The 26,642-nt window shown below is 73.6% G+C and carries 3 protein-coding genes; all 3 read right to left on the reverse strand.

The genetic code is table 11. The features are described 5' to 3' along the window. Window positions 1-15: 15 nt before the first annotated feature. Genes LIV37_RS05810 through LIV37_RS05820 form a run of 3 tightly spaced genes read right to left on the reverse strand, consistent with a single transcriptional unit; the run spans window position 16 to window position 26,470 of the window. A complete protein-coding gene (locus LIV37_RS05810) occupies window positions 16-12,252 on the reverse strand; it encodes a type I polyketide synthase (RefSeq protein WP_121825773.1) in 12,237 nt (4,078 codons plus the stop codon). A gap of 41 nt (window positions 12,253-12,293) precedes the next feature. Then, window positions 12,294-19,049, reverse strand: a complete 6,756-nt coding sequence (locus LIV37_RS05815) for a type I polyketide synthase (protein ID WP_121825772.1) — start codon at window positions 19,047-19,049, stop codon at window positions 12,294-12,296. Window positions 19,050-19,051: 2 nt separating this feature from the next. Next, window positions 19,052-26,470 (reverse strand): type I polyketide synthase, encoded by a 7,419-nt coding sequence (locus tag LIV37_RS05820; protein ID WP_214662975.1) that lies wholly within the window; start codon window positions 26,468-26,470, stop codon window positions 19,052-19,054. Window positions 26,471-26,642 lie beyond the last annotated feature (172 nt).

Consider the following 26,642-nt stretch of genomic DNA (forward strand, 5'->3'; position numbering starts at 1 on the left):
AGTTCCGCGCCTCCATCAGGGCAGTTCACGGTCAATGAGCTCGAACATCTCGTCGTCCGAGGCGGCTTCGAGGGCGTCGAAGTCGGTCGTGGCGGCCGGGTCGCCGGACCCGCCGCCGTTCCACTTCGCCAGCAGGGCGCCCAGCCGTTGGGCGATCCGCTGCCGGCCTTCGTCGTCCGTGTCGAGGGTGGCCAGGGTGGTGTCCAGCCTGGCCAGCTGGCCCAGGACCGGGTCGACGGCGTCCCGCCCCGGCGTGGCCCCGTCGCCGGAGGCCAGCCGTTCCAGCAGGTAGTCGGCGAGTACGGCCGCTTCCGGGTAGTCGAAGACCATTCCGGCGGGCAGACGCAGTCCGGTGGCGGCGGCGAGGCGGTTGCGCAGTTCGACTGCGGTCAGGGAGTCGAAGCCCAGCTCCTTGAAGCTGGCCTCGGCCTGCACTGCGTCCACGTCGGCGTGTCCGAGCACCGTGGCGGCGTGTCCACGGACCAGGTTGAGGACGAGTCGGTGGCGTTCGGCCGTGGACAGGCCAGCGAGCCGGGCGCCCCAGTCGACCTGTCGGCCCTCCCCGGCCGCCGCCGCGGTGCGCCGCGCGCCGCCACCGCCACCGGTGGCGGCCAGGGCGCGCAGCGTGGCGGGCAGACTGTCGGCGGGGAGTCCGGCGAGGGTGCGGGGGTCCACCTGGGCGGCGACCAGATGGGCACCGCCGTGCTGAACGGCGGCGTCGAGCAGGGCCAGACCGTGCCGGGTGCTCAGGGCGGCCACGCCGGTACGGGACATCCGGGCCAGATCCGCCTCGGCGAGGTGTCCGGTCATGCCGCTGGCGTCTGCCCACAGGCCCCAGGCGATCGAGACGCCCGGCAGTCCGACGGCCCGGCGGTGGGCGGCGAGCGCGTCACAAAAGGCGTTGGCGGCGGCGTAGTTGCCCTGTCCCGGGCTGCCGAGTGTGCCCGAGGCGGAGGAGAAGAGGACGAACATGCCGAGCCTCAGATGCGCCGTCGCCGTGTGCAGATGGGCCGCGGCCGTGGCCTTGGCCGTCCAGACCCGCGCCAGCCGTTCGGGGGTCTGTGAGGTCACCACGGCGTCGTCCAGCACACCGGTGGCGTGGATGACTCCGGTCAGCGGATGCTCCGGGGCGACCCCCGCCACCAGCTCCGCCACCGCCGAGGCGTCGGTGACATCCACCGCCGCGACGCGCACCCGCGCGCCCAGCTCCTCCAGCCGGGCGGCCAGGTCGCGGGCGCCCGGAGCGTCCGGCCCGCGCCTGCTCACCAGCAGCAGATGGCCGATCCCCCAGCCGCGGACGAGGTGTTCTGCGATGTAGGCGCCCAGAGTGCCGGTGCCACCGGTGATGAGGACCGTGCCGTCCGGGTCGACCGCCGCGGGTACGTCGAGCACCAGCTTGCCGGTGTGCTTGGCCTGGCTCAGCTGCCGTAGCGCGTCCCGTGCCCGGCTGAGCGGCCAGGGCCGTACGGGCGCGGGCCGCAGCACTCCGGCGGTGAACAGCTCGCTCAACTCGCGCAGCATCTCCCCGACGCGGTCCGGCCCGGCGTCGGGGACCAGGTCGAAGGCGCGATAGCGGATGCCCGTACGCACGTCGGCGAGGCGTTCCGGGTCGCGGATGTCGGTCTTGCCCATCTCGGAGAGCCGTCCACCCTCGGCCAGCAGCCGCAGGGACGCGTCCACGAACGGCCCGGCGAGGCTGTTGAGCACCACATCGACGCCACGTCCGCCGGTGGCCTCGCGGAACACCTCCTCGAAGTCCAGATCGCGCGACGAGGCCCGATGCGCCGCATCGATACCCATCTCCTCCAGCACAACGTGCTTGCCGGGGCTCGCCGTCGCGTAGACCTCCGCCCCCAAGTGGCGGGCGATCTGCACCGCCGCCATGCCGACGCCGCCGGTGGCGGCGTGGATCAGCACCGTTTCGCCGTTGCGCAGCCCGGCCAGGTCCACCAGCCCGTACCAGGCGGTGAGGAACACCACCGGTACGGCGGCCGCCTTCCGGAAGCTCCAGCCGTCGGGGATCGGCACGACCATGCGCGCGTCCGCCACCGCCCAGGGGCCGAACGCGCCCTCGAACAGGCCCATGACCCGGTCGCCCACCGCGAGCCCGGTCACCTCCGGACCGATGTCCACGACCACTCCGGCGCCCTCGCTGCCGCGGAACACCCCGCCCCCGGGGTACATCCCGACGACGATGAGCGCATCGCGGAAGTTCATGCCCGCCACGTGCACCGCGATCCGGACCTCTCCCGGCCCCAGTGGCTCCAGCACCTCGGGACACGGCACGGGCGTCACATGGTCCACGGTGGACGCGCCCGCCACGGCGAGCCGCCACGCGGACTGTGCCACCGGGCCCACCAGACCACCGCTGCCGGGGCCGCCCGCACGCGTCAGGCGGGGTGCCCGCACCCGGCCGGAGCCCACCGCCACCTGCGGTTCGTCCAGGGCGACGGCCCTCAGTACACCGTCCAGCACCGCCGCGCCGATCTCATCGGGGTCGGGCGCGCCGTGCGGATCGCGGTCGAGCAGGATGAACCGGTCCGGATTCTCCGCCTGTGCGCTGCGCAGCAGCCCCCATACGGCGGCACCGGCCGTGTCCACGGCCCCGGAGCCGGGGTCGTCCGCCACCGGGCCACCGGCCGCGGCCGCGCCGTGTGTCACCACCACCAAGCGGCTGTCGGTCAGCCGGGGTTCGGCCAGCCAGCCCCGCAGCAGTTCCAGGGTCCGCCGTACGACCGCCAGGGCATCGGCCTCGGCGGCCCCGATGTCCACGGCCGTCGTCGAGGCCGTTACGGCGGTCAGCGCCACCGAGGGCACGGGGGTTCCGGCGTCGATCGCCGCGACCAGCGACTCCAGGTCCGGGTGGCGGACCACGCCCGAGGGAGCCCAGTCCAGGATCTCGGAGCCCAGCGCCACCCAGCCGCCGTCCCCGGCCACCGGTTGGGGCAGGCCCGTGTCCGCGCCGGGTGCCGGCTCGGGGAGCGGGATCCAGTCCAGGGTGAACAGCCCGTCCACGGCGCCTCGTCCGGCGGTCCGCAGCTGATCCATACGGGCCGGGCGCAGCACCAGCGAGTCGACCGTCAGGACCGGGTCGCCCACGGCGTCGGCCACGGCGATCCGCAGCGCCCGTTCGCCGTCCGCGCCCCGCTCACGCGGGGACAGCCGGACGCGTACGGTGGTCGCTCCGGCGGCCCACAGGGACACGCCGTGCCAGGCGAACGGCAGCCACACCTGGCCGTCGTCGTGCTGCTCCTCGGGTTGGTCGGGATGGTCGGGTTGGTCGGTCCGGTCGAGGAGGGACGCCGGGTGCAGCGCGGCGTCCAGCAGCGCCGGGTGGATGCCGAATCCGGCCTGGCCGCCCGCGGCTTCGGGCAGCGCCACCTCGGCGAGCACATCCGCGCCGTCGCGCCACAGCTTCCGGACGCCCTGGAACGCGGGGCCGTATCCATATCCGGCGGCCTCGGCACGCTCGTAGAAGCCGTCCGTGTCCAGTGCTTCCGCGCTCTCCGGAGGCCAGGCCCCGGCGGGCCGGGGTGCCGGTTCGCCCTGGGGGCCGAGTACGCCGACCGCATGGCACACCCAGACCGGGTCCTCGGTCGTTTCGGCGTCGCGGTCGGGCCGGGAGTACACCCGTACGTCGCGGCGTCCGTCGTCGGCGGTCTCGCCCACCACCACCTGGACGCGCAGCCCACCGGTGTCGGGGAGGACGAGCGGGACTTGCAGGGCGAGTTCCTCCACCGTGCCGCAGCCCGCCTCGTCGGCGGCCCGCAGCGCCCATTCGACCTGAGCCGCGCCCGGCACCAGCCGGGCGCCCGCCACCACGTGTTCGCCGAGCCAGCCCTCGCCCACACCGGCCGTCAGCCGTCCGGTGAGCAGATGGGTACTGCCGTCGGCGAGCTCCACGGCCGCGCCGAGCAGCGGGTGTTCGGCGGAGACCAGGCCGAGGTCGGTGGGGTCGCCGCCCCGGCCCGCGGTGCCCTCGAGCCAGTAGCGCTCGCGCTGGAAGGCGTAGGTGGGCAGCGGCACGGTGCGGGGCGCGGGGTCGGTGGGGAACAGGGTGGTCCAGTCGACGTCGACCCCCGCGGTGAACGCCTGGGCCAGCGATCGCACCAACTGGGCGAGATCGCCGTGGTCCCGGCGCAGAGTGGGGACGGTGGCGGCGGGGAGGCCCGCCTCCTCGAAGCTCTCCTGCATGCCCACCGTGAGGACGGGGTGGGTACTGGCCTCGATGAACACCCGGTGGCCATCGGCCAGCGGCGCCTGGATCGCCTCGGCGAACCGTACCCGCTCCCGCAGGTTCCGTACCCAGTAGGCCGTGTCCAGGACGGAGCCGTCGGCGCGGGCGCCCGTCACGGTGGAGTAGAACACCACCCCGGACGCGGGCGCCCCGACCGGCTCAACTCCCCTGAGCAGCTGGGTGAGTTCGGCGGCGATCTCATCGACCTGGGGACTGTGCGAGGCGTAGTCCACCTCGATCATCCGGGCCCGCTCCCCGGTGTCACGGCAGGCGGCCACGGCCGCGGCCACCTGCTCCGGCGGGCCGGACACCACCGTGGAGGCGGGGCCGTTCACGGCGGCCACGACCACGGCGGTGGCGCGATCGCCGAGACCGGACAGCAGATCCGCGACCTGTTCCTGGCGCACGCCGAGGGAGGCCATGGCCCCGCCACCGGCCAGTTGGCGCAGCGCCCGGCTGCGCAGGGCCACGATCCGGGCGCCGTCGTCCAAGGTCAGCGCCCCGGCCACACAGGCGGCGGCGATCTCGCCCTGGCTGTGGCCCACGACGGCGGCGGGGCGCACCCCGTGGCCCGCCCATACGGCGGCCAGGGACACCATCACCGCCCAGAGGACCGGCTGCACCACGTCCACCCGGCTCAGATCGCCCGCGCCGTCCACGCCGCGCAGCACATCGGTGAGCGACCAGTCGACGTGGGGCGCGAGCGCTCGTTCGCATTCGGCCACCCGGGCGGCGAACACCGGTGCGGCGTCCAGCAGTCCGGCGCCCATCCCGATCCACTGCGAACCCTGCCCGGGGAACACCAGTACCGGGCCCGCGCCGCCCGTGGTGGCGGCCGTGCCCGTGTGCACCACACCCGGGTGTGTCTCGTCGGCCGCCAGCGCCTCGATGGCCGCCGTCAGTTCGGCGCGGCTCTCGCCGACCACCACGGCGCGATGGTCGAACAGGGTACGGGAGCGGATGAGGGACCAGCCCACCTCGACGGTCGAGGCCGTGGGGCCGGTGGCGAGCCGCGCGGCCAGTGCCCGTGCCTGGTCCCGCAGCGCGTCCGGGCCCCGCGCGGACAGCACCCAGGGCACCACCCGGGGCCCCTCGGGCTCGGGCTCGTGCTCGGCGCGTTCGGCCTGGTCGGGGGCCTGCTCCAGGATCACATGGGCGTTGGTGCCGCTGATGCCGAAGGAGGACACACCGGCTCGGCGCGGACGCTCGTCCGCCGGCCACTCGACCGCCTCGGTCAGCAGCCGCACTCCGTCGTCGTCCCACTCCACATGCGGGCTCGGCTCATCGATGTGCAGCGAGGCGGGCAGCAGGCCATGGCGCATCGCCAGCACCATCTTGATCACGCCCGCCACGCCCGCGGCGGCCTGTGTATGACCGATGTTGGATTTGATGGAGCCGAGCCACAGCGGACGGCCCTCCGGCCGCTCCTGCCCGTACGTGGCCAGCAGGGCCTGGGCCTCGATGGGGTCGCCGAGCGTGGTGCCCGTGCCGTGGGCCTCGACCACGTCGACGTCCGCCGGGGAGAGCCGTGCGGTGGCCAGGGCCTGGCGGATCACCCGCTGCTGGGAGGGCCCGTTCGGCGCGGTCAGACCGTTGGACGCGCCGTCCTGGTTGACCGCCGACCCACGGATCACCGCCAGCACCTCACGGCCGTTGCGGCGCGCCTCCGACAGCCGCTCCAGGACGAGCAGCCCGATGCCCTCGCCCCAGCCGGTGCCGTCGGCGGCCGCGGCGAACGGCTTGCAGCGGCCGTCCGGGGCCAGTCCGCGCTGCCGCGAGAACTCCACGAAGGTGTTCGGTGTGGCCATCACCGTGACACCACCCGCCAGAGCCAGGGTGCACTCGCCCTGCCGCAGGGCCTGCGCCGCGAGATGCATCGCCACCAGCGACGACGAACACGCCGTGTCCACCGTCACCGCGGGCCCCTCCAGGCCGAAGGTGAACGCCACCCGGCCGGAGGCGATGCTCGGTGTGCTGCCGGTCATCAGCCGGCCCTCGACGCCCTCGGGGGTACGGCCCAGGAAGCGGCTCCCGTAGTCGTCGTACATCACCCCCGTGATCACCGCGCTGCGGCTGCCGCGCAGGCTCACCGGGTCGATGCCCGCGCTCTCGAACGCCTGCCACGCGGTCTCCAGCAGCAGCCGCTGCTGGGGGTCGGTGGCCAGTGCCTCGCGGGGTGAGATCCCGAAGAACTCCGCGTCGAACCGCGGCGCCCCGTAGAGGAACCCGCCCTCGCGTGCGTAGCTGGTGCCCGTGTGGTCCGGGTCGGGGTCGAAGAGGCCCCCGAGGTCCCACCCGCGGTCCGCTGGGAACTCCCCGATCGCGTCCACGCCCTCGGCCATCAGCCGCCACAGCTCCTCGGGGGAGCCGACGCCGCCCGGATAGTGGCAGGCCATGCCGACGATGGCGATCGGGTCGTCGTCCGTGGCCACGACGGCCGGCGTCGTCGGGAGCGGTGTCCCGGCCGGTGCGCCGACCAGCCGCTCCCGCAGGAAGCGCACCAGGGCGTCGGGGGTCGGATAGTCGAAGATGACGGTGGCCGGGATCCGGGTGCCGGTGGCGGCGTTGAGCCGGTTGCGCAGGTCGAGTGCCGTGAGCGAGTCGAAGCCGAGGTCCTGGAAGGCCCTGCCCAGGTCGATGGCCTCCGGTGCGGGATGGGCGAGCACGGTGGCCACCTGATCGCGCACCAGCTCTCCGATGAGCCGGTCCTGCTCCTCGGTGGACAGCCCGGCGAGCCGCCCGGACAAGGAGCCCGAACCGGTGTTCCGGGCGGCCCGCGTGGGGGCCTGCACCAGCCGCCGCAGCACGGGCGGAAGCGGCCCGGCGGCGGCCCGGGTGCGCAGCGCCGCCAGGTCGAAGCGCGCGGGGACGAGCGTGGGGTGGCCGGTGGTGAGTGCCGCGTCGAGCAGCGCCAGCGCCTGCTCGTTGGAGACCGGGGCGATGCCGGAGCGGGCCATCCGGGCCAGGTCCGCGTCGTCCAGGTGGCCGGTCATGCCACCGGCGGACGCCAGCAGCCCCCAGGCCAGTGTGTGGGCCGTCCGGCCCTCGGCGCGGCGGTGTTCGGCGAGGGCGTTGAGGAACATGTTGGCCGCGGCGTAGTTGGCCTGTCCGCCGTTGCCCATGATGGAGGCGGCGGAGGAGAACATCACGAACGCGGCCGGGTCCATGTCCCGGGTCAGCCGGTGCAGATGCCATGCGGCATCCAGCTTCGGCGCGAGGACGGCGTCGAGTTGCCCGGGGGTCATGGCGGTGACCACACCGTCGTCGAGCACCCCCGCGGCGTGGATGACCGCCGTCAGCGGATGGGCCTCGGGGAGCGAGGCGAGCAGGGCGGCCAGCGCCTCGGGGTCAGCGGCGTCGCACGCGGCGACGCGTACGTCCGCCGCGCCCAGCGCGGTCAGTTCGTCCGCGAACGCGTCGATGTCCTCCGTGATGCCACCGCGCCGGCTGACCAGCAGCAGATGGCGCACGCCGTGTGCGGCGACCAGATGGCGGGCGACCAGCCTGCCGAGCGCTCCGGTGCCACCGGTGATCAGTGCGGTGCCGTCCGGGTCGAGAGTGCGGGGCGGGGTGTCTTGGTCAGGGCGGACGGTGACCAGACGCGGCACATGGGCCGTTCCCGCCCGCACCGCCACCTCGGATTCGGCACCGGCGACGGCGGCCGGAAGGACGGTGCGCAGGGCATCGCGCGAGGCGGGGGCGTCGTCCAGGTCGATCAGCAGGATGCGCTCGGGGTGTTCGGCCTGGGCGGCGCGGACCAGGCCCCATACGGGCGCGGTGGCCAGGTCGGCGGGCCCGTCCCCGGGGCCGGTGGCGACGGCGCCACGGGTGGCGATGACCAGCCGGGCCCCGCTGAACCGCTCGTCCTTCAGCCAGGTGCGCAGCGCGTCGAGGACGTGATGGACCGCCGCGCGTACGCGGGCGGGTGTTTCGTCGGGGTGTGATGAGGTGTCCGGCGCGCCGGGGCATTCGAGGATGACGATGTCGGGGGCGGGCTGTCCGCCGTCGAGGGTGGTCTGCAGGGCGGCCAGGTCCGGGTGTGCCGGGAGGGCCGGGTCCGGGTCCTGGGATCCGACGAGCGCCCAACTCGCCGAGGGCTGGACGGTGTCGGCGGAGACCGGATACGGCTGCCAGTCCAGGCGGTACAGCGGGGCGTCGGCCGTGGCGGCGCGGGCCGAGCGCCAGCGGTCCGCGGAGACCTCACGCAGACCGAGGGCGCCGATGGTGGCCACGGGCGCGCCGTGGTCGTCGGTCAGCCTCAGGGTGATGGTGTCCGGGGCGGTGGCGGTGATGCGTACGCGCAGCCGGGTGGTGCCGGTGGCGAAGAGCCGCACCCCCCCGAAGGAGAACGGCAGCCGGACGGTCCCCTCGGCGCGGTCCGGTACGTGGTCGCCGCCGGAGCGGCCCAAGCCGCCGGAGCGACTGGAACCGCCGGGGCCGCCGGAGCCGCCGGAGCCGCCGGAGCCGCCGGAGCCGCCGGAGCCGCCGGGGTCACTGGAGCCGCCTGGGCCGCCGAAGAGTTCCTCCACCGGGTGCAGGGCGCTGTCGAGCAGGGCGGGGTGCAGCCCGTAGCCGTCGGCCTCGCCGCGCTGTTCGGGGGCCAGACGTACCTCGGCGAACATCTCGTCGCCGAGCCGCCATGCGGTGTGCAGTCCGCGGAAGGCGGGCCCGTAGGCGTACCCCTGCGCGGCCAGGCGCTCGTACAGGTCCGCCACCTCCACCGGGACGGCCCCGGCGGGTGGCCAGGCCGTGGCCGGCGGCTCCTCGTCGGGCGGTGTCGTGGCCGCGTCGGACAGCAGGCCGGTGGCGTGGTGGCGCCAGGCGGCCGGGGCGTCCAGGATGTCGCCGCCCTCGTCGGCGGGGCGCGAGGCGATGGTGACGGTCCGTCGTCCGGTCTCGTCGGGCGGGGTGACGGCGAGCTGGATCCGTACCGCGCCGGAGGCGGGCAGGATCAGCGGGCTCTCCAGGGTGAGGTCGTCGATCAGCTCGCAGCCGGTGTGCGCGGCGGCGAGGAGGGCCAGCTCCAGCAGGGCCGTACCGGGCAGGGGGACGCTGTCCGCGATGGTGTGGTCGGCGAGCCAGGCGTGGGTGCGCGCGGACAGCCGTCCGGTGAGCAGCAGCCCGCCGTCGGGCGTTTCCACGGCGGCCTGGAGCAGGGGATGGCCGGTGGCGCCGAGGCCGACGGCGCGTACGTCGGCGGTGGCGTCCGGGGCGGGCCGCCAGTACCGCTGCCGCTGGAACCGGTAGGTGGGCAGGTCCACATGGCCCGCGTCATCGGGGACGGCGGCGGCGAAGTCGACCGTGCCGCCGTCGATGTGTGTCATGGCGAGCGCGGTCAGCAGCGTACGGGGCTCGTCGCGGCCCGGGCGCAGGGCGGTGGCGAACACGGGCGCGACGTCTGGGGTGCCGGAGGTGCCGGAGGTGCCGACGGCCAAGGCGTCCTGGGCCATGGTGGTGAGGACGGCGTCCGGGCCGAGTTCGAGGTAGCGCGTCACGCCTTCGCGGTGCAGGGTGCGCAGTCCGTCGTGGAACCGTACGGGCTCGATCACGTGGCGCACCCAGTACTCGGGGTCGCGGAGCTGCTCGGGGTCGGCCTGCCGACCGGTGACGTTGGAGATCACCGGGATGCGCGGGGCGTGGTAGGTGAGCCGCCGCGCCACCTCGCGGAAGTCGTCGAGCATGGGGGCCAGGAGGGGCGAGTGGAAGGCGTGGCTGACCCGGAGCCGCTTGGTGCGGTGCCCTCGCTCCTTCAGGGTGCGGGCGATGTCATCGACGGTTTCGGCGGCTCCGGACACGACCACCGAGGTCGGGCCGTTGACCGCGGCGAGCGCCACGCGGTCCTCATGGCCCGCGAGCAGGGGGAGGACCTGCTCCTCGGTGGCTTCGACGGCGGCCATCGCGCCGCCGGAGGGCAGCGCCTGCATCAACCGGCCACGAGCCGCCACCAGTTCACAGGCCTCCGGCAGGGACAGCACGCCCGCCGCATGCGCCGCCACCAGTTCGCCGACGGAGTGTCCGGTCAGGAACGAGGGGGTGAGTCCGAACGACTCCACGAGCCGGAAGAGCGCCGTCTCCAGCGCGAAGAGGGCCGCCTGGGTCACACCGGTGCCGTGCAGGGCCCGCGCCTGGTCGGTGTCCTCCGCCGCGAACAGGATCTCGCGGAGCGGCCGGCCGGGCAACGGATCGAGATGGGCGCAGACCTCGTCCAGAGTGGCGGCGAACACCTCGAACGTCCGGTACAGCTCACGGCCCATACCGGGCCGCTGGCTGCCCTGCCCGGTGAACATGAAGGCGGTGCCACCGGAGCGGGTCGCCGCAGTGGCCCGGATGAGCCCGGGGTGGCTCCGATCGTCGGCCAACGCCCGTACGGCTGCCAGCAGTTCGTCACGGTCCTCGCCGATGGCCACGGCCCGGTGTTCGAAGGCCGAGCGGGTCCGGGCCAGCGACCAGCCCACATCGGCCACGGGCAGTGCGGGGTGGGCGGTGAGGTGGTCGACGAGCGCCTCGGCCTGGTCCCGTAACGCCTGGCCGGTACGGGCGGACACCGCCCAGGGCACCACGCGGCGGTCCAGTGGCGCCGCCTCCGTGGCGGTCGGCTCGGGGGTCCCGTCCGGCGTGAAGGGCTCGTCGGCGGGGGGCTGTTCGAGCAGCAGATGGGCGTTGGTCCCGGAGATGCCGAAGGAGGACACCGCGGCCCGGCGGGGCCGCTCGCCACGCGGCCATCCGACGGCTTCGGTGAGCAGGCGTACGGCGCCGGTGTCCCATGCCACGTGGGGCGTGGGCTCGTCGACGTTCAAGGTGGCGGGCAGCGTCTCATGCCGCATCGCCATGATCATCTTGATGACACCGGCCACGCCCGCGGCGCCCTGGGTGTGTCCGAGATTGGACTTGACCGACCCCAGCCACAGCGGCCGGTCCTCGGTCCGGTCCCGTCCGTAGGTGGCGAGCAGCGCATGGGCCTCGATGGGATCGCCGAGGCGGGTTCCGGTGCCGTGCGCCTCCACCGCGTCCACCTCGGCCGGGGACAGCCGTGCGTTCGCCAACGCCTGGAGGATGACGCGCTGTTGGGAGGGTCCGTTGGGCGCGGTCAGCCCGTTGGAGGCGCCGTCCTGGTTGATGGCCGAACCCCGGATCACGGCCAGCACCCGGTGGCCGTTGCGCCGGGCGTCGGACAGCCGCTCCAGCAGCACCAGGCCGACGCCCTCGGAGAAGGCGGTGCCGTCGGCGTCGGCGGAGAACGCCTTGCACCGGCCGTCGGGGGCCAGTCCGCGCTGCCGGGAGAACTCGGTGAAGACGTTCGGGATGGCCATCACCGTCACCCCGCCGGCCAGGGCCAGGGTGCACTCGCCCTGCCGCAGCGCCTGACCGGCCAGGTGCATCGAGACCAGCGAGGACGAGCACGCCGTGTCCACCGTGACGGCGGGCCCCTCCAGGCCGAGGGTGTACGCCACCCGGCCGGAGAGCACACTGGGCGCGTTGCCCGTCACCAGATAGCCCTCGGCGCTCTTCTCGATGTGCGGGGTGCCGAAGCCGGGCAGGGCGGTCCCGGCGTACACGCCCGTCGAGGTGCCCTTCAGCGAGACCGGGTCGATTCCGGCGCGTTCGAGGAGCTCCCAGGCCACCTCCAGCAGCAGCCGCTGCTGCGGGTCGATGACCAGCGCCTCGCGCGGACTGATCCCGAAGAACTCGGGGTCGAAGCGGTCGGCGTCGTAGAGGAAGCCGCCCTCGCGCGCATGGCTGGTGCCGGGGTGGTCCGGGTCCGGGTGGAACAGCCCCTCCAGGTCCCAGCCGCGGTCGTCGGGGAACTCCCCCATGGCGTGCGCGCCGGAGGCGAGGAGCCGCCACAGCGCCTCGGGCGAGTCGGCGCCGCCGGGGTAGCGGCAGGCCATGCCGACCACGGCCACCGGCTCCTGGGAGCGGTCCTCCAGCTCGCGCAGCCGCTGACGCGTTTCGTGCAGATCGCCTGCCACTCGCCTCAGATAGTCGACCAGCTTCTCTTCATTAGCGTGCGTCACGGAGGATCACCCGGCCTTCAGCGAAGGGCGCGCCACGTTGTTCATGACAGGCCAAGTTCGTTGTCGATGAATTCCAGAACCTGATCGGCGGTCGCCACCTGCAACCGCCCCACGGCATTGCCGTCGTCCGCCCGCGCCGACGAGCACATCGCCTTCCACTTGGACAGCAAGGTCTCCAGCCGGGCGGTGACCGCCCCGGAGTCCACGTCCTCGACACCGACGGCCGACAGGCTGTTCTCCAGCCTGACCAGTTCGTTGAGGACGGGGTGGGGCTGGGCTACGTCTGGGCCCGGGACACCCGGCTCACCGTCCGGTGAGAGCTCGCGGCGCAGATGCTCGGCCAGCACCGCCGCCTCCGGGTGGTCGAAGACGAGGGCCGCGGGCAGCCGCAGTCCGGTGGCCGCGGCCAGCCGGTTGCGCAGTTCCACGGCGGTCAGCGAATCGAAGCCGAGCTCCTTGAACGACGCGTCCGGCTGCACCACACCCGGATCGGCATGGCCGAGCACGGTGGCCGCCTGGGTGCGCACCAGGTTGAGCAGCAGCCGGTGCTGTTCGGTGGGCGGCAGTCCCCTGAGCCGGGCCGCCCAGTCGGTGTTCTGTCCACCGGCGGCCGCCGTGGGCCGGGCCCGCCCGCTGCCACCGACGGTGGCGAGGGCCCGCAGAGGGGTGGGGAGGGTGCTCGGGACCTGAGCGGCGAGGGAGCCGGTGTCCAGGTGGAGCGCCAGCAGATGCGGATGGCCGTGGTGGCAGGCCGCGTCCAGCAGCGCCAGCCCCTCCTCGGTGCTGTTGGCCTTGATGCCCAGCCGGGCCATCCTGGCCAGATCGGCGTCGGCCAGCCGTGCGGTCAGGCCGCTGGTGGCCGCCCAGAGTCCCCAGGCCACCGAGAGCCCGGGGAGCCCGGCCGTCTGGCGTCGGGTGGCCAGGGCGTCGCAAAAGGCGTTGGCCGCCGCGTAGTTGGCCTGGCCGGGCGTACCGAGGTCGGAGGCGAAGGAGGAGAACAGCACGAACATGCCCAGCCGCAGACGCGCGGTGGCGGTGTGCAGATGGGCCGCCGCCGCGGCCTTCGCCGCCCAGGCCCGCGCCAGCCGCTTCGGATCCTGCGAGGGCAGCATCGCGTCGTCCAGCGCCCCCGCCGCGTGCACGACTCCGGTCAGCGGGTGTGCCGGGGCGATGCCCGCGAGGACTTCCGCCACCTGGGCGGCGTCGCCGATGTCGCAGGCGGCGATGCGTACGTCGGCCCCCAGGTCGGCGGCCCGGGCCACCAGCTCCTTCGCCCCGGGCGCTTCGGGGCCGCTGCGGCTGACCAGCAGCAGATGGCGGACGTTCCAAGTGCGGACGAGGTGCTCGGCGACCAGTGCGCCGAGGGTGCCGGTGCCACCGGTGATGAGCACGGTGCCATCCGGGTCCACCGGGGCGGGAACGTCCAGGACCAGCTTGCCGGTGTGCCTGGCCTGACTGAGACACCGCAACGCCTCACGCGCCCGGCTGAGCGGCCACGCCCGTACCGGAGGCGGCTCCAGCACACCGGAACCGAACAACTCGCCCAGTTCACCCAGCATTTCACCGATACGGTCAGGACCGGCGTCGGCGATCAGGTCGTACGCGTGGTACGTCACCCCGGAGTGCTCGACCGCGATCAGCTCCGGGTCACGGATATCGGTCTTGCCCATCTCCAGCAACCGCCCACCCTCACGGAGAAGACGGAGCGAGGCATCGACGAAGGGCCCGGCGAGACTGTTGAGCACCACATCCACGCCCCGGCCACCGGTGGCCTCACGGAACACCTCCTCAAAGGCCAGATCACGCGACGAAGCCCGGTGAGCCGCATCAATGCCCATCTCCTCCAGCACCCCGTGCTTCGCCGGACTCGCCGTCGCATAGACCTCCGCGCCGAGATGCCGGGCGATCCGCACCGCGGCCGTCCCCACGCCACCGGTCGCCGCATGGATCAGGACGCGTTCACCCGCCTGGAGACCGCCCAGCTCCACCAGCCCGTACCAGGCGGTGAGGAACACGACGGGGGCCGCGGCCGCCTGCCGGAAGGTCCAGCCTTCGGGGATGGGCACGACCGTACGGGCGTCCGCCACGGCCAGCGGGCCGAACGCGCCCTCGAACAGGCCCATCACCCGGTCGCCCACGGCGAGACCGGTCACGCCGGGGCCGACCTCCCGCACCACACCGGCGCCCTCGCTGCCACCGAACACCGCGTCCCCGGGATACATCCCCAACACCATCAGCGCATCACGGAAGTTGACACCCGCAGCATGGACATCGATGCGCACCTGGCCCTCCCGCAGAGGACCCAGCACTTCCGGGCACACCACCGGCCGTACGCTGTCCACCGTCCCGGCGCCGTCGAGCCCGAGCCGCCACGCGGACTGCCCCACCGGGGCCGCCAGGCCCGCGCTCGGCGCGGCGGGCACCAGCCGGGGCATCAGCGCCCGCCCCGCACGCAGGGCCAGCTGTGACTCGTCCATCTCGATGGCGCGCGCCACGGCGTTGGTCACGAGGTCGGCGGACACCTCGGCCTGAGGGTCGAGATCGAGCAGCAGGAAGCGACCCGGGTTCTCGGCCTGCGCGCTGCGCACCAGACCCCAGACCGCGGCGCCCGCCACGTCCACCCTCTCGGCTGCGGGGTCAACGCCGCCCGGGCCGCCGGTCGCGACGGCGCCACGCGTCATCACCACCAACCGGGCCTCGGCCAGGCGCGGCTCGGCCAGCCAGCCCTGCAACAGCTCCAGGACGCGTTCCGCCGAGGCCAGCCCGTCGGCCGCCAGCCCGTGGGCCGCCATCCCGCCATCCCGGGCACGGACCGCCTCGGCGGGCTCGAGGGCAAGTACGACGGCGGGGGCGGGGGCGCCAGTGTCGAGCGCGCCGAACAACGCCTGCGGATCCGGATGGCATACGGCGGCGGACCCGGCCGGAGCCCGGTCCTCGGGCCCCAGGATCACCCAGTCGGCGTCAACGGCCGGGTGATGCGCGGACCACCCGTCGCCGTTGGGCGGTGCGGGGACCGGCAAGGGTGCCCAGTCCATGACGAACAGTCCATCCACGCCCGGCCGTTGAGCCGTACGGAGCTGATCGGCGTCGGCGGAACGCAGCACCACCGCATCGGCGCTCAGCACCGGGGCGCCCAGGGCGTCCGCCACGGTCACCCGCAGCGTACGTTCCCGCTCGGCGCTCGGCTCGTACGGCGAGATCCGCACCCGTACCGTGCTCGCCCCGGCCGCCCACAGCGACACCCCGTTCCAGGTGAACGGCAGCCACACCCGGCCATCGGCCGACTCGGCGTCGCTCGGTGAGCCATCGGTCAGCAGAACGGGGTGCAGGGCGGCGTCGAGCAGTGCCGGGTGGATGCCGAACCCGGTCCGCTCCCCCGCGGCCTCGGGCAACGACACCTCGGCCAGCAGGTCCGCACCGTCCCGCCACACGGCGCGCAGCCCCTGGAAGGCGGGGCCGTACGCGTAGCCCGATGCCGCGATGTGTGCGTAGAAGTCCACGGGATCGACCGGCTTCGCATCCGCCGGTGGCCAGGTCCCGCCCAACTCCTCCGCTGGCGTGGAGCCGTCGGGGGGCGGGCTCAGCACGCCCTCCGCATGGCATACCCACCCGGCCGCCGTGTCGGCGCCGTCGTCGCGGCGCGAGTACATCCGCACATCACGTCGGCCATCGACGCCCGGCCCGCCGACGACCACCTGAAGACGCACCCCGCCGCTGGGCGGCAGCACGAGCGGTACCTGGAGCGCCAGCTCCTCCACACCACCGCAGCCGACCTCGTCGGCGGCCCGCAACGCCCACTCGACCAAGGCCGTCCCGGGCACCAGGGCCGCGCCCGCCACCACATGGTCGGCGAGCCAGCCATGGGACCGCGCCGAGAGGCGTCCCGTCAGCAGATGGCCCTGCCCGTCGGCGAGCTCAACGGCGGCGCTCAGCAGCGGATGGCCCGCTGCGACCAGTCCGAGATCGGTGGGATCGGCACCCCGGCCACTGAGGCCGTCGAGCCAGTAGCGCTGGTGCTGGAAGGCGTACGTGGGCAGATCGACCGTACGGGGGGTGGGGTCGGCCGGGAACGCCGCCTTCCAGTCGACCTCGGCCCCGGCGATGAACGCCTGGCCGAGGGAGTGGAGGAGCTGAACCTGACCACCGTGGTCGCGACGCAGGGTCGGTACGGCGACCGCCTCCACACCCACCTGCTCGAACGTCTCCTGCATCCCGATGGTCAGCACAGGGTGAGTACTGGCCTCGATGAACACCCGATGCCCATCGGCCAACAACGCCTCGACGGCATCGGCAAACCGCACCCGCTCCCGCAGATTCCGCACCCAATAGTCCGTGTCCAGGCCAGCCACATCGACCCGGCCACCGGTCACCGTCGAATAGAACGCCACCTCACCCCCGCCACCGACGACCGGGCGGACACCGGCCAGGATGTCGTTCAACTCCTCGCGAATCTCATCCACCTGAGGGCCGTGCGACGCATAATCCACCTCGATCAGCCGCGCCCGCTCCCCCACCTCCTGACACGCGGCCACGACAGCGGCCACCTGCTCCGGCGGACCCGAAACCACCGTGGACGAGGGCCCGTTGACGGCTGCCACACCCACTCCGGCGGCCTGGTCCCCCAGGTCGGACAACAGCTGCCCCGCCTGCTCATGCCCCACCCCGAGCGATGCCATCGCCCCGCCACCGGCCAGCCGCCGCAACGCCTTGCTCCGCAACGCCACGACCTTGGCACCGTCCTCCAGCGACATCGCCCCCGCGACCACAGCCGCCGCGATCTCACCCTGGCTATGACCCACCACCGCCGCAGGACGTACGCCATATCCAGCCCACACCGCCGCCAACGACACCATCACCGCCCACAACACCGGCTGAACCACATCCACCCGCCCCAGATCCGCCGCACCCTCAGCGCCACGCAGTACATCCGTGAGCGACCAGTCCACATACGGCGCAAGCCCCCGCTCGCACTCCGCCACCCGAACCGCGAACACGGGCGACACCTCCAGCAGCTCGGCGCCCATACCGGCCCACTGCGAACCCTGACCGGGGAAAACCAGCACCGGACCCACATCACCCGTCAGCACCGCCGCACCCGACTCCACCACACCCGGATGCGACACACCCCCCGCCAACGCCTCCACACCCGCCAACAATCCAGCCCGGTCACCCCCCACCACCACCGCCCGATGCTCAAACACCGACCGCGCCGTAACCAACGACCACCCCACATCCGCCGCCGACAACCCCGAACCCCCACCCACCCGCTCAGCCAACGCCCCAGCCTGCCCCCGCAACGCCCCCACACTCCGCCCCGAGAGCACCCACGGAACCGCGCCCAGGCCCGAGGAGACCGGCTCGGTCGGTCGCTCCTCCTCAGGAGCCTGCTCCACGATCAGATGGGCGTTCGTCCCCGAGATGCCGAACGACGACACCGCCGCTCGACGGGGCCGCTCCAAGTGGGGCCACTCCACCGGCTCGGTCAGCAGCCGCAGCCCACTGCCCGCCCACTCCACATGCGGGGTCGGCTGGTCGAGATGCAGGTTCGCGGGCAGTCCAGGGTGCCGGAGTGCCATCACCATCTTGATCACACCCGCCACGCCCGCCGCCGCATGCGTATGGCCGATGTTGGACTTCAGCGAGCCCAACAGCAGTGGCCGGTCGGCGGGGCGGTTCCGGCCGTACGTGGCGATCAGGGCCTCGGCCTCGATCGGGTCGCCGAGTTTGGTGCCGGTGCCGTGTGCCTCCAGGGCGTCCACATCGCCCGGCCCCAGCTGGGCGTTGGCCAGCGCCTGGCCGATGACGCGTTCCTGGGCCACGTCGTTGGGCGCGGTGAGGCCGTTGCTGGCACCGTCCTGGTTGATGGCAGAGCCCCGGATCACGGCCAGCACCCGATGGCCGTTGTGCCGCGCGTCCGACAGCCGCTCCAGCACCACCAGCCCGACGCCTTCGGAGAAGCCGGTGCCGTCCGCGTCGGCGGCGAAGGACTTGCACCGGCCGTCCGGGGCCAGTGCGCGCTGCCGGGAGAACTCGGTGAACATGATGGGGGTGGCGAGCGAGGTGACACCGCCCGCCAGGGCCAGGGTGCACTCCCCCTGCCGCAGTGCCTGCACCGCCAGGTGCATGGCCACGAGCGAGGCCGAGCACGCGGTGTCCACCGTCACCGCCGGCCCCTCCAGACCGAAGGTGTAGGCCACGCGACCCGAGATCACACTGGTGAGCCCGCCCGTGGTGGCGTAGCCCTCGAATCCCTCGGGGATGCGCGGGGCCCTGGACAGATAGTCCTGGCTGGACACACCGGCGTAGACACCGGTACGGGTTCCCTTCAGCGACGCCGGATCGATACCGGCCCGCTCCAGGGATTCCCAGGCCATCTCCAGCACCAGCCGCTGCTGGGGGTCCATGGCGAGCGCTTCCCTGGGGCTGATGCCGAAGAACGCCGCGTCGAACCGGTCCGCCTCGACGAATCCGCCCTGGCGGACACAGCTGGTGCCGTAGTGCTCCGGATCGGGGTGGTAGAGGTTCTCCAGGTCCCAGCCACGGTCCGTCGGGAAGTCCCCGATCGCGTCGACACCCGAGACGAGCAGTTCCCACAGCTCCTCCGGGGAGGTGACCCCGCCGGGAAAGCGGCAGGCCATGCCGACCACGGCCACCGGCTCATGGGAACGCTCCTCCACCTCGCGCAAGCGCAGACGCGTATCGTGCAGATCGGCGGAAACGCGCTTGAGGTACTCGACCAGCTTCTCTTCGTTCGCCATGAGGGTCACCCGGCCTTCAGCGATCGTCGCGCCCGGCACATTCAGGACACACCAAGCTCGTTGTCAATAAACTCAAGGACCTGATCCGCGGAGGCGGACTCCAGCCTTTGGGCCGCGCTCATTTCATCCGTCGGCTGCCGTGGCAATTGCGTACTCGGAGGGACGATCACAGTGGGGGTGGCGTCGGCACCGTCCGAGGTCAGCCGTCGCACAAGATGGTGCGCGATGCCTTCCGGGGTCGGATGTCTGAAGATCAGGGCCGCGGGCAGCCGCAGACCCGTGGCGGCCGCGAGGCGATCGCGCAGTTCGACGGCGGTCAGGGACTCGAAGCCCAGCTCCTTGAAACTGGCGTCGGCGTGCACCGCCTCGGCATCGGTGTGCCCCAGCACGGTGGCGGCGTGGTCGCGCACCAGGCCGAGGAGGGTGCGATACCGCTCCACGGCCGACAGCCGTGCCAGCCGGGCGGCCCAGTCGACGGACGACGCTCCAGCCGCGGCAGCGGCGGCGCGCCGCCGTACGCCTCCGCCACCGGCACTCTCAGTCGTCACTCGGCCGGTGTTCAGGGACCGCAGCTGATCGGGGTCGGCGTGGCGCAGCGCCAGCGCGTCGATCGTCAGCACCGGGGCGCCTACGGCGTCCGCGACGACGACCCGCAGTTCACGCCCGCCCTCGGCCTCGGCCTCGGCCCCGGCCTCGACGGTCCGGGGACGCGGGGTGAGTCGGACGCGTACGGCGGTGGCCTCGGCCGCCCACAGGGACACACCGCCGATGGTGAACGGCAGCCACATCCGGCCCCTGTGGTCCTCCCCCTGAGTCCGGCCCATCCGGTCCATCGCGTCCATCAGCAGCGTCGGATGCAGCACCGCGTCCAGCAGGGCGGGGTGAATGCCGAACCCACCAGGCCCTCCTGCGGCCTTGGGCAGTTCCACCTCGGCCAGCAGGTCCGCGCCGTCCCGCCACACCGCGCGCAGCCCCTGGAACGCGGCTCCGTAGGCGTATCCGGATGTGGCGATCCGTTCGTAGAACCCGTCGGTGTCCACCGGCCGCGCCCCGGGCGGCGGCCAGGTCCCGGGCGACTCCCCCGAGCGGCTTTCCGGTACGGCGGGGCCGAGGACGCCCACGGCATGGCACATCCAGTCGGTGTCGCCACCCGCGCGAAGGCCGTCCTCGGGGAGGGAGTAGATCGCGATGTCGCGGCGTCCTTCGTCGGCGGGCGGCCCCACCACCACCTGGACACACCGGCCGCCCGTCGCGGGCATCGCCAGCGGCAGCCGCAGCGCGAGCTCCTGCACCGCACCACAGCCTGCCTCGTCGGCCGCCCGCAGCGCCCACTCCACCAGCACGGCTCCGGGCACCAGGGACACGCCCGCCACCACATGGTCGGCGAGCCAGCCGTGCGTCAGCGGGGAGATGCGTCCGGTCAGCACGTGGCCGCCGCCGTCGGCGAGCCGCACCGCGGCGCCCAGCAGCGGATGGTCCGCGGCCACCAGGCCGAGGGCGGCGGGGTCCCCTGCGCGCCCGCCGGGGGCGTCCAGCCAGTAGCGCCGGCGCTGGAAGGCGTACGTGGGCAGATCGACCGTACGGGGTGTGGGGTCGGCCGGGAAGGCGGCCGACCAGTCCACCTCGGCCCCGGCGATGAACGCCTGCGCGACCGACTTCGTCAGCTGGGTCCGGTCCCCGTGGTCCCGCCGCAGGGTGGGCACCGCGGCGGCCGCGATCTCGGCGTGCTCGAAGCTCTCCCGCATCGCCATGGTGAGGACGGGATGGGTGCTGGCCTCGATGAACACCCGATGACCAGCCGCCAGCAACTCCTCGACGGCATCGGCGAACCGCACCCGCTCCCGCAGATTCCGCACCCAGTAGTCCGTGTCCAGGGTGGATACATCGGCCCGGCCACCGGTCACGGTGGAGTAGAACACCACCCCGGCGGCTCCGGGCGCCTCGACCGGCTCAACTCCCCTGAGCAGTTGGTTGAGTTCCTCGGCGATCTCGTCGACCTGGGGGCTGTGCGAGGCGTAGTCCACCTCGATCAGCCGCGCCCGCTCCCCCGCGTCCTGGCACGCGGCCACCACAGTGGCCACCTGCTCCGGCGGGCCGGACACCACCGTGGACTCGGGCCCGTTCACCACCGCCACCACGACCGCGGCGGCCCGGTCGCCGAGCCCGGTCAGCAACTCCTCGGCCTGCTCGTCGCCGAGTGCCAGCGAGGCCATGGCCCCGCCTCCGGCGAGCCGCCGCAGGGCCCGGCTGCGCAGCGCCACGACCTTCGCGCCGTCCTCCAGGGACAGCGCTCCGGCCACCACGGCCGCCGCGATCTCACCCTGGCTGTGGCCCACCACGGCGGCGGGGCGCACACCGTACTCGGCCCATACGGCGGCCAGGGACACCATCGCCGCCCAGAGCACCGGCTGCACCACATCCACTCGGCTCAGATCGGCGGCGCCTTCGGCTCCCCGCAGGACATCGGTGAGCGACCAGTCGACGTGGGGCGCGAGCGCTCGTTCGCACTCCGCCACGCGGGCGGCGAACACCGGTGCGGCGTCCAGCAGCCCGGCGCCCATCCCGGCCCACTGCGAACCCTGCCCGGGGAACACCAGCACCGGGCCCGCGTCTACCGCCGCGCCGGAGCGGATGGCAGCCGGGCCCACCACACCCGGATGCGTCTCGTCGGCCGCCAACGCCTGCAGGGCGGCGGTGAGTTCGTCGCCGCTCCCGCCGACCACCACCGCGCGGTGGTCGAACGCCGTCCGGGTGGTGATCAGTGACCAGCCCACGTCCCGGGGCGACGGTGTGCCGTCGGGGGCCGTATGGGCGGCCGCATAGGCGGCCGTATGGGCGGCCAGTTCCCGGGCCTGCCCCCGGAGGGCTTCTGCGCTGCGGGCGGACAGCACCCAGGGCACCGGCCGGTCGTCGTCGTCCGTCCGCGGGCCGCTGGGGACGGGTTCCGGCTCGGGGACCTGCTCCACGATCAGATGTGCGTTGGTGCCGCTGATACCGAAGGAGGACACCCCCGCGCGGCGGGGGTGTTCGCCGCGCACCCACTCCACCTGCTCGGTCAGCAGCCGCACCGCCCCGCTGCCCCAGTTGACGTGGGGGCTGGGCGCGTCGATGTGCAAGGTGGCGGGCAGCAGCCCGTGCCGCATGGCCATCACCATCTTGATGACGCCCGCCACGCCGGCCGCGGCCTGGGTGTGGCCGATGTTGGACTTCAGCGAGCCCAGCCACAGGGGCCGCTCTTCCGGCCGCTCCCACCCGTAGGTGGCGAGCAGTGCCTGGGCCTCGATCGGGTCCCCCAGGGTGGTTCCGGTGCCATGCGCCTCGACGGCGTCCACCTCGGACGGGGACAGCCGGGCATCGGCGAGGGCCTGGCGGATAACCCGCTGCTGGGAAGGGCCGTTGGGCGCGGTCAGGCCGTTGGACGCGCCGTCCTGGTTGACGGCCGAGCCCCGGATCACCGCGAGCACCCGGTGGCCGTTCCGCCGGGCGTCGGACAGCGGCTCCAGGAGCAGCAGGCCGACGCCCTCGCCCCATCCGGTGCCGTCGGCGGCGGCCGCGAACGGCTTGCAGCGCCCGTCGGGGGCCAGGCCGCGCTGGCGGGAGAAGCCGGTGAACATACCGGGTGCGGCCATCACCGTCACCCCTCCGGCCAGGGCGAGCGCGCACTCGCCCTGCCGCAGTGCCCGCACCGCGAGATGGATGGCCACGAGCGACGACGAACACGCCGTGTCCACCGACACCGCGGGCCCCTCCAGGCCGAAGGTGAACGCCACCCGGCCGGACACCACGCTCGGGGTGCCGCCGGTGAGCAGATGGCCGTCGAGCCCTTTGGGCGCCTCGTGCAGCCGGGGGCCGTAGTCCTGGGGCATCACTCCGACGAACACGCCGGTGGGGCTGGACTGGAGGGCGGTGGAGCGGATGCCCGCCCGTTCGAAGGTCTGCCACGCGGTTTCCAGCAGCAGCCGCTGCTGTGGGTCGGTGGCGAGCGCCTCCCGGGGGCTGATCCCGAAGAACTCCGCGTCGAATTCCGGTGCGTCGTGGAGGAAGCCGCCCTCGTGGGCGTAGCTGGTGCCGGGGCGGTCCTGGTCGGGGTCGAAGAGTCCGGCCAGGTCCCAGCCGCGGTCCCGGGGAAACTCCCCGATCGCGTCGACGCCTTCGGCCACCAGCCGCCACAGCGCCTCGGGCGAGTCGACGCCGCCGGGGAAGCGGCAGCCCATGGCCACCACCGCGATCGGCTCGTCGGCGTCGCGCGGTACGGGGGCCGTTGACGCGGCCGGGATGGCGGCAGGGGTGGTGTGGGCGCGCAGATGGTCGGCGACGGCCAGGGGCGTGGGGTGGTCGAAGGTGAGTGTGGCGGTGAGGGGCAGCCCCGTGACGGCGCCGAGCCGCTCGCTCAGTTCGGTCGCCGCGAGCGAGTCGAAGCCCAGTTCCTTGAAGGTCAGACCGGGATCGATGGCGTTCGGCTCGGAGTGTCCGAGAACGAGGGCCACTTGGGTCCGGACGACCTGCAGCGGGTCCCGGTCCGGCCCCGGGTCGCCGGGCCCGGCCGTCTCTCCTGCGGGCGGCACCGGGTCCGGGGCGTCGTCCGTCCCTGTGGTGTGAGTGCCCCGTGTGGTGGATTCGGGTGTGGTGCCGGGCCAGTAGCGGTCCCGCTGGAAGGCGTACGTCGGCAGGGGGACCCGCCGCCGGGGCTGCCCGCCGCAGGCCCGGTCCCAGGCCACTTCGGCGCCGCGGACATACGCCTGGGCCATGGCGGCGGCGAGGGTGCGCACCTCGGGGCGGTCGCGGCGCATCGCCGCCACCGCCGCCGGGCGTGGCCGCCCGGGGGCCGGTCCGGGCCGTGCGGCGAGGCATTCGCGGGCCATGGCGGTGAGCGGGGCGTCCGGTCCGAGTTCGAGGAAGGTCGTGACACCGGCGTCCAGGAGGGTGTGCACACCGTCCATGAAGCGCACCGCGTGTCGGGCGTGGCGGGCCCAGTAGTCCGGTGCGGCGAGCTCCGGGGCGGTGGCGAGCCGTCCCGTCACATTGGAGACGAGGGGGATGGCCGGTGCGGAGAAGGTCAGTCCGGAGGCGACGGCGCGCAGTTCGTCGAGCATGGAGTCCATGTGCGGCGAGTGGAAGGCGTGGCTGACCTTCAGCGGCCGGGCCTTGCGGCCGCGCTCGCGCCACGCGGCGGCGGTCGCGTGGACGGCGTCGTAGTCACCCGAAATCACCACGGATGACGGGCCGTTGACGGCGGCGAGGTCCAGCCGGTCCTCCCACCCGGCGAGCAGTCCGGCGGCCTCGTCCGGGTCGGCCTGGAGGGCGGCCATGGCACCCGTCGCCGTGATCGACTGCATCAACCGGCCGCGGGCGGCCACCAGGGCGCAGGCGTCGGGCAGGGTGAGGACACCGGCCACATGGGCCGCGGCGATCTCGCCGACCGAGTGGCCCATCAGATGGCCGGGGGTGAGCCCCCAGGATTCGGCCAGCCGGTAGAGGGCCACCTCGATGGCGAACAGCGCGGGCTGGGTGTACGAGGTGCGGTCGAGCAACGCCGCTTGCGGGGACGGTAGTCGGGCGAACATCACCTCGCGCAACGGCTCTGCCAACTGCCCGTCCAGACAGTCGCACACCTCGTCCAGTGCCGCTGCGAAGACCGGGTGGGCGGCGTACAGTTCACGGCCCATGGCCGCTCGCTGGCTGCCCTGGCCGCTGAAGAGGACGGCGAGACCGCCGTCCGTGGTGCTGCCTCGCACCACTCCGGCGGCCTCCGTGCCGTTGGCCAGCGCGTCCAGCCCGCTCAGCAGCTCGTCGGCGCCCGCCCCGAGGATCACGGCGCGGTGGGCGAAGACGGTACGGGTGGTGGCCAGAGAGTGTCCGATGTCGGCCGGGGAGAGGCCGTCGTGGCCGGTCACATGGTCCCGCAGCCGCTCGGCCTGGGCGCGCAGCGCCGCGGGGGTCTTCGCGGAGATCGGCCAGGCCACAACCGGGGGCGCAGGGGTGTCGGCGGTTACGGACGTGGTTACGGACACGGGCGCGGGTACGGGGACGGGCGCCGACGCGGGTGCTTCGCCGAGGACGAGATGGCAGTTGGTGCCGCCCATGCCGAAGGAGCTGACCCCGGCGAGCAGCGGCCGGTCCGGGCGGGGCCACTCGCTGAGCCGGTCCTGGACCCGCAGTCCGAGTTCGGCCAGCGGGATCCGCGGGTTCGGGGTGGTGAAGTGGAGGCTGGCCGGGAGCAGGCGGTGGGTGATGCCGAGGGCGGTCTTGAGCAGTCCGACGATGCCCGCGGCGCCTTCGAGGTGGCCCACGTTGGTCTTGGCGGAGCCGACGAGCAGCGGTGTGCCGTCGGTCCGTACGGTCCCGAGCGCGGCGCCGAGCGCCGCCGCCTCGACGGGGTCGCCGACGGGGGTTCCGGTGCCGTGCAGTTCGACGTACTGGACCTCGTCGGATGAGACTCCGGCCCGCCGGTGGGCGGTGCGCACCACGTCTTCCTGGGCCGCCGGACTGGGGGACGTCAGCCCGGCGGTGGCGCCGTCGTTGTTGACGGCGCTCGCGTGGATGACGCAGTACACCGGGTCGCCGTCGCGTACCGCCGCGGCGAGTGGTTTGAGGAGGACCGCCGCGCCGCCCTCGCCACGGACGAAGCCGTTGGCGCGGGCGTCGAAGGTGTGGCAGCGCCCGTCCGGGGAGAGCCCGCCGAACTGGGCGGCTGCCGCCGCCATGCTGTCCTCGGTGAGGATGAGGTTGACGCCTCCGGCCAGGGCCAGGGTGCACTCCTGGCGGCGCAGGCTCTCGCAGGCGGTGTGCACGGCCACCAGCGAGGAGGACTGTGCGGTGTCGACGGTGAGGCTCGGGCCCCGCAGACCGTAGCCGTAGGAGACCCGGTTGGCGATGATGCTGCGGTGGACACCGGTCATGGCGTGCCGGGTGGCCGCGGTGGTGTCCCGGCGCAGGAGGGCGGCGTACTCGTCCCAGATGGCGCCGACGAACACACCGGTCGGGCTGTCCTTCAGCGTTCCGGGCCGGATTCCCGCGTCCTCGAACGCCTCCCAGGCGAGTTCGAGCATCAGCCGCTGCTGCGGGTCCATGGCCGCCGCCTCGCGGGGCGAGACGCCGAAGAAGGCGGCGTCGAAGGTGTCGACGCGGTCCAGGAAGCCGCCGTACCAGGTCGGCGCCGACCGGCCGGAGCCGTCGCTGACGGGACCGTCGGCGGCAGCGCCACCGGTGGCGCCGCCATCCGTAGCGGGACCGTCGGCGGCGGCGCCATCCGTAGCGGGGCCATCCGTAACGGGGCCATCAGTGGTGGCGGCGCCGGTCCGGTGGCGGTCGTCCGGCATGGCGGTGATGGCGTTCCCGCCCTGCCGCAGCAGCCGCCAGAAGGCCGACGGGCTGGGTGCGTGCGGCAGGCGGCAGGCCATTCCCACCACGGCGATGGGCTCCGCGTGCTGAGGTGTGCGAGTGGGCTCGTCGCTATCCATCGCACCCCATCCGGCGCTCGGAGAACGGCTGCGTGTTCGTGGTCATGGGCGGCACTTCCGCTCCGGATTGATGATCGGTGCGAGCACGTGGCCCATCGTGGGGCGCGGTTCTAAAGCAAGACCAAATAGGCCACGGCCGGTGACTTTAGAGACGCGTTACCGGAACCCCGGA

Origin of the sequence: Streptomyces rapamycinicus NRRL 5491 (assembly GCF_024298965.1) — a bacterium.
Classification (GTDB): domain Bacteria; phylum Actinomycetota; class Actinomycetes; order Streptomycetales; family Streptomycetaceae; genus Streptomyces; species Streptomyces rapamycinicus.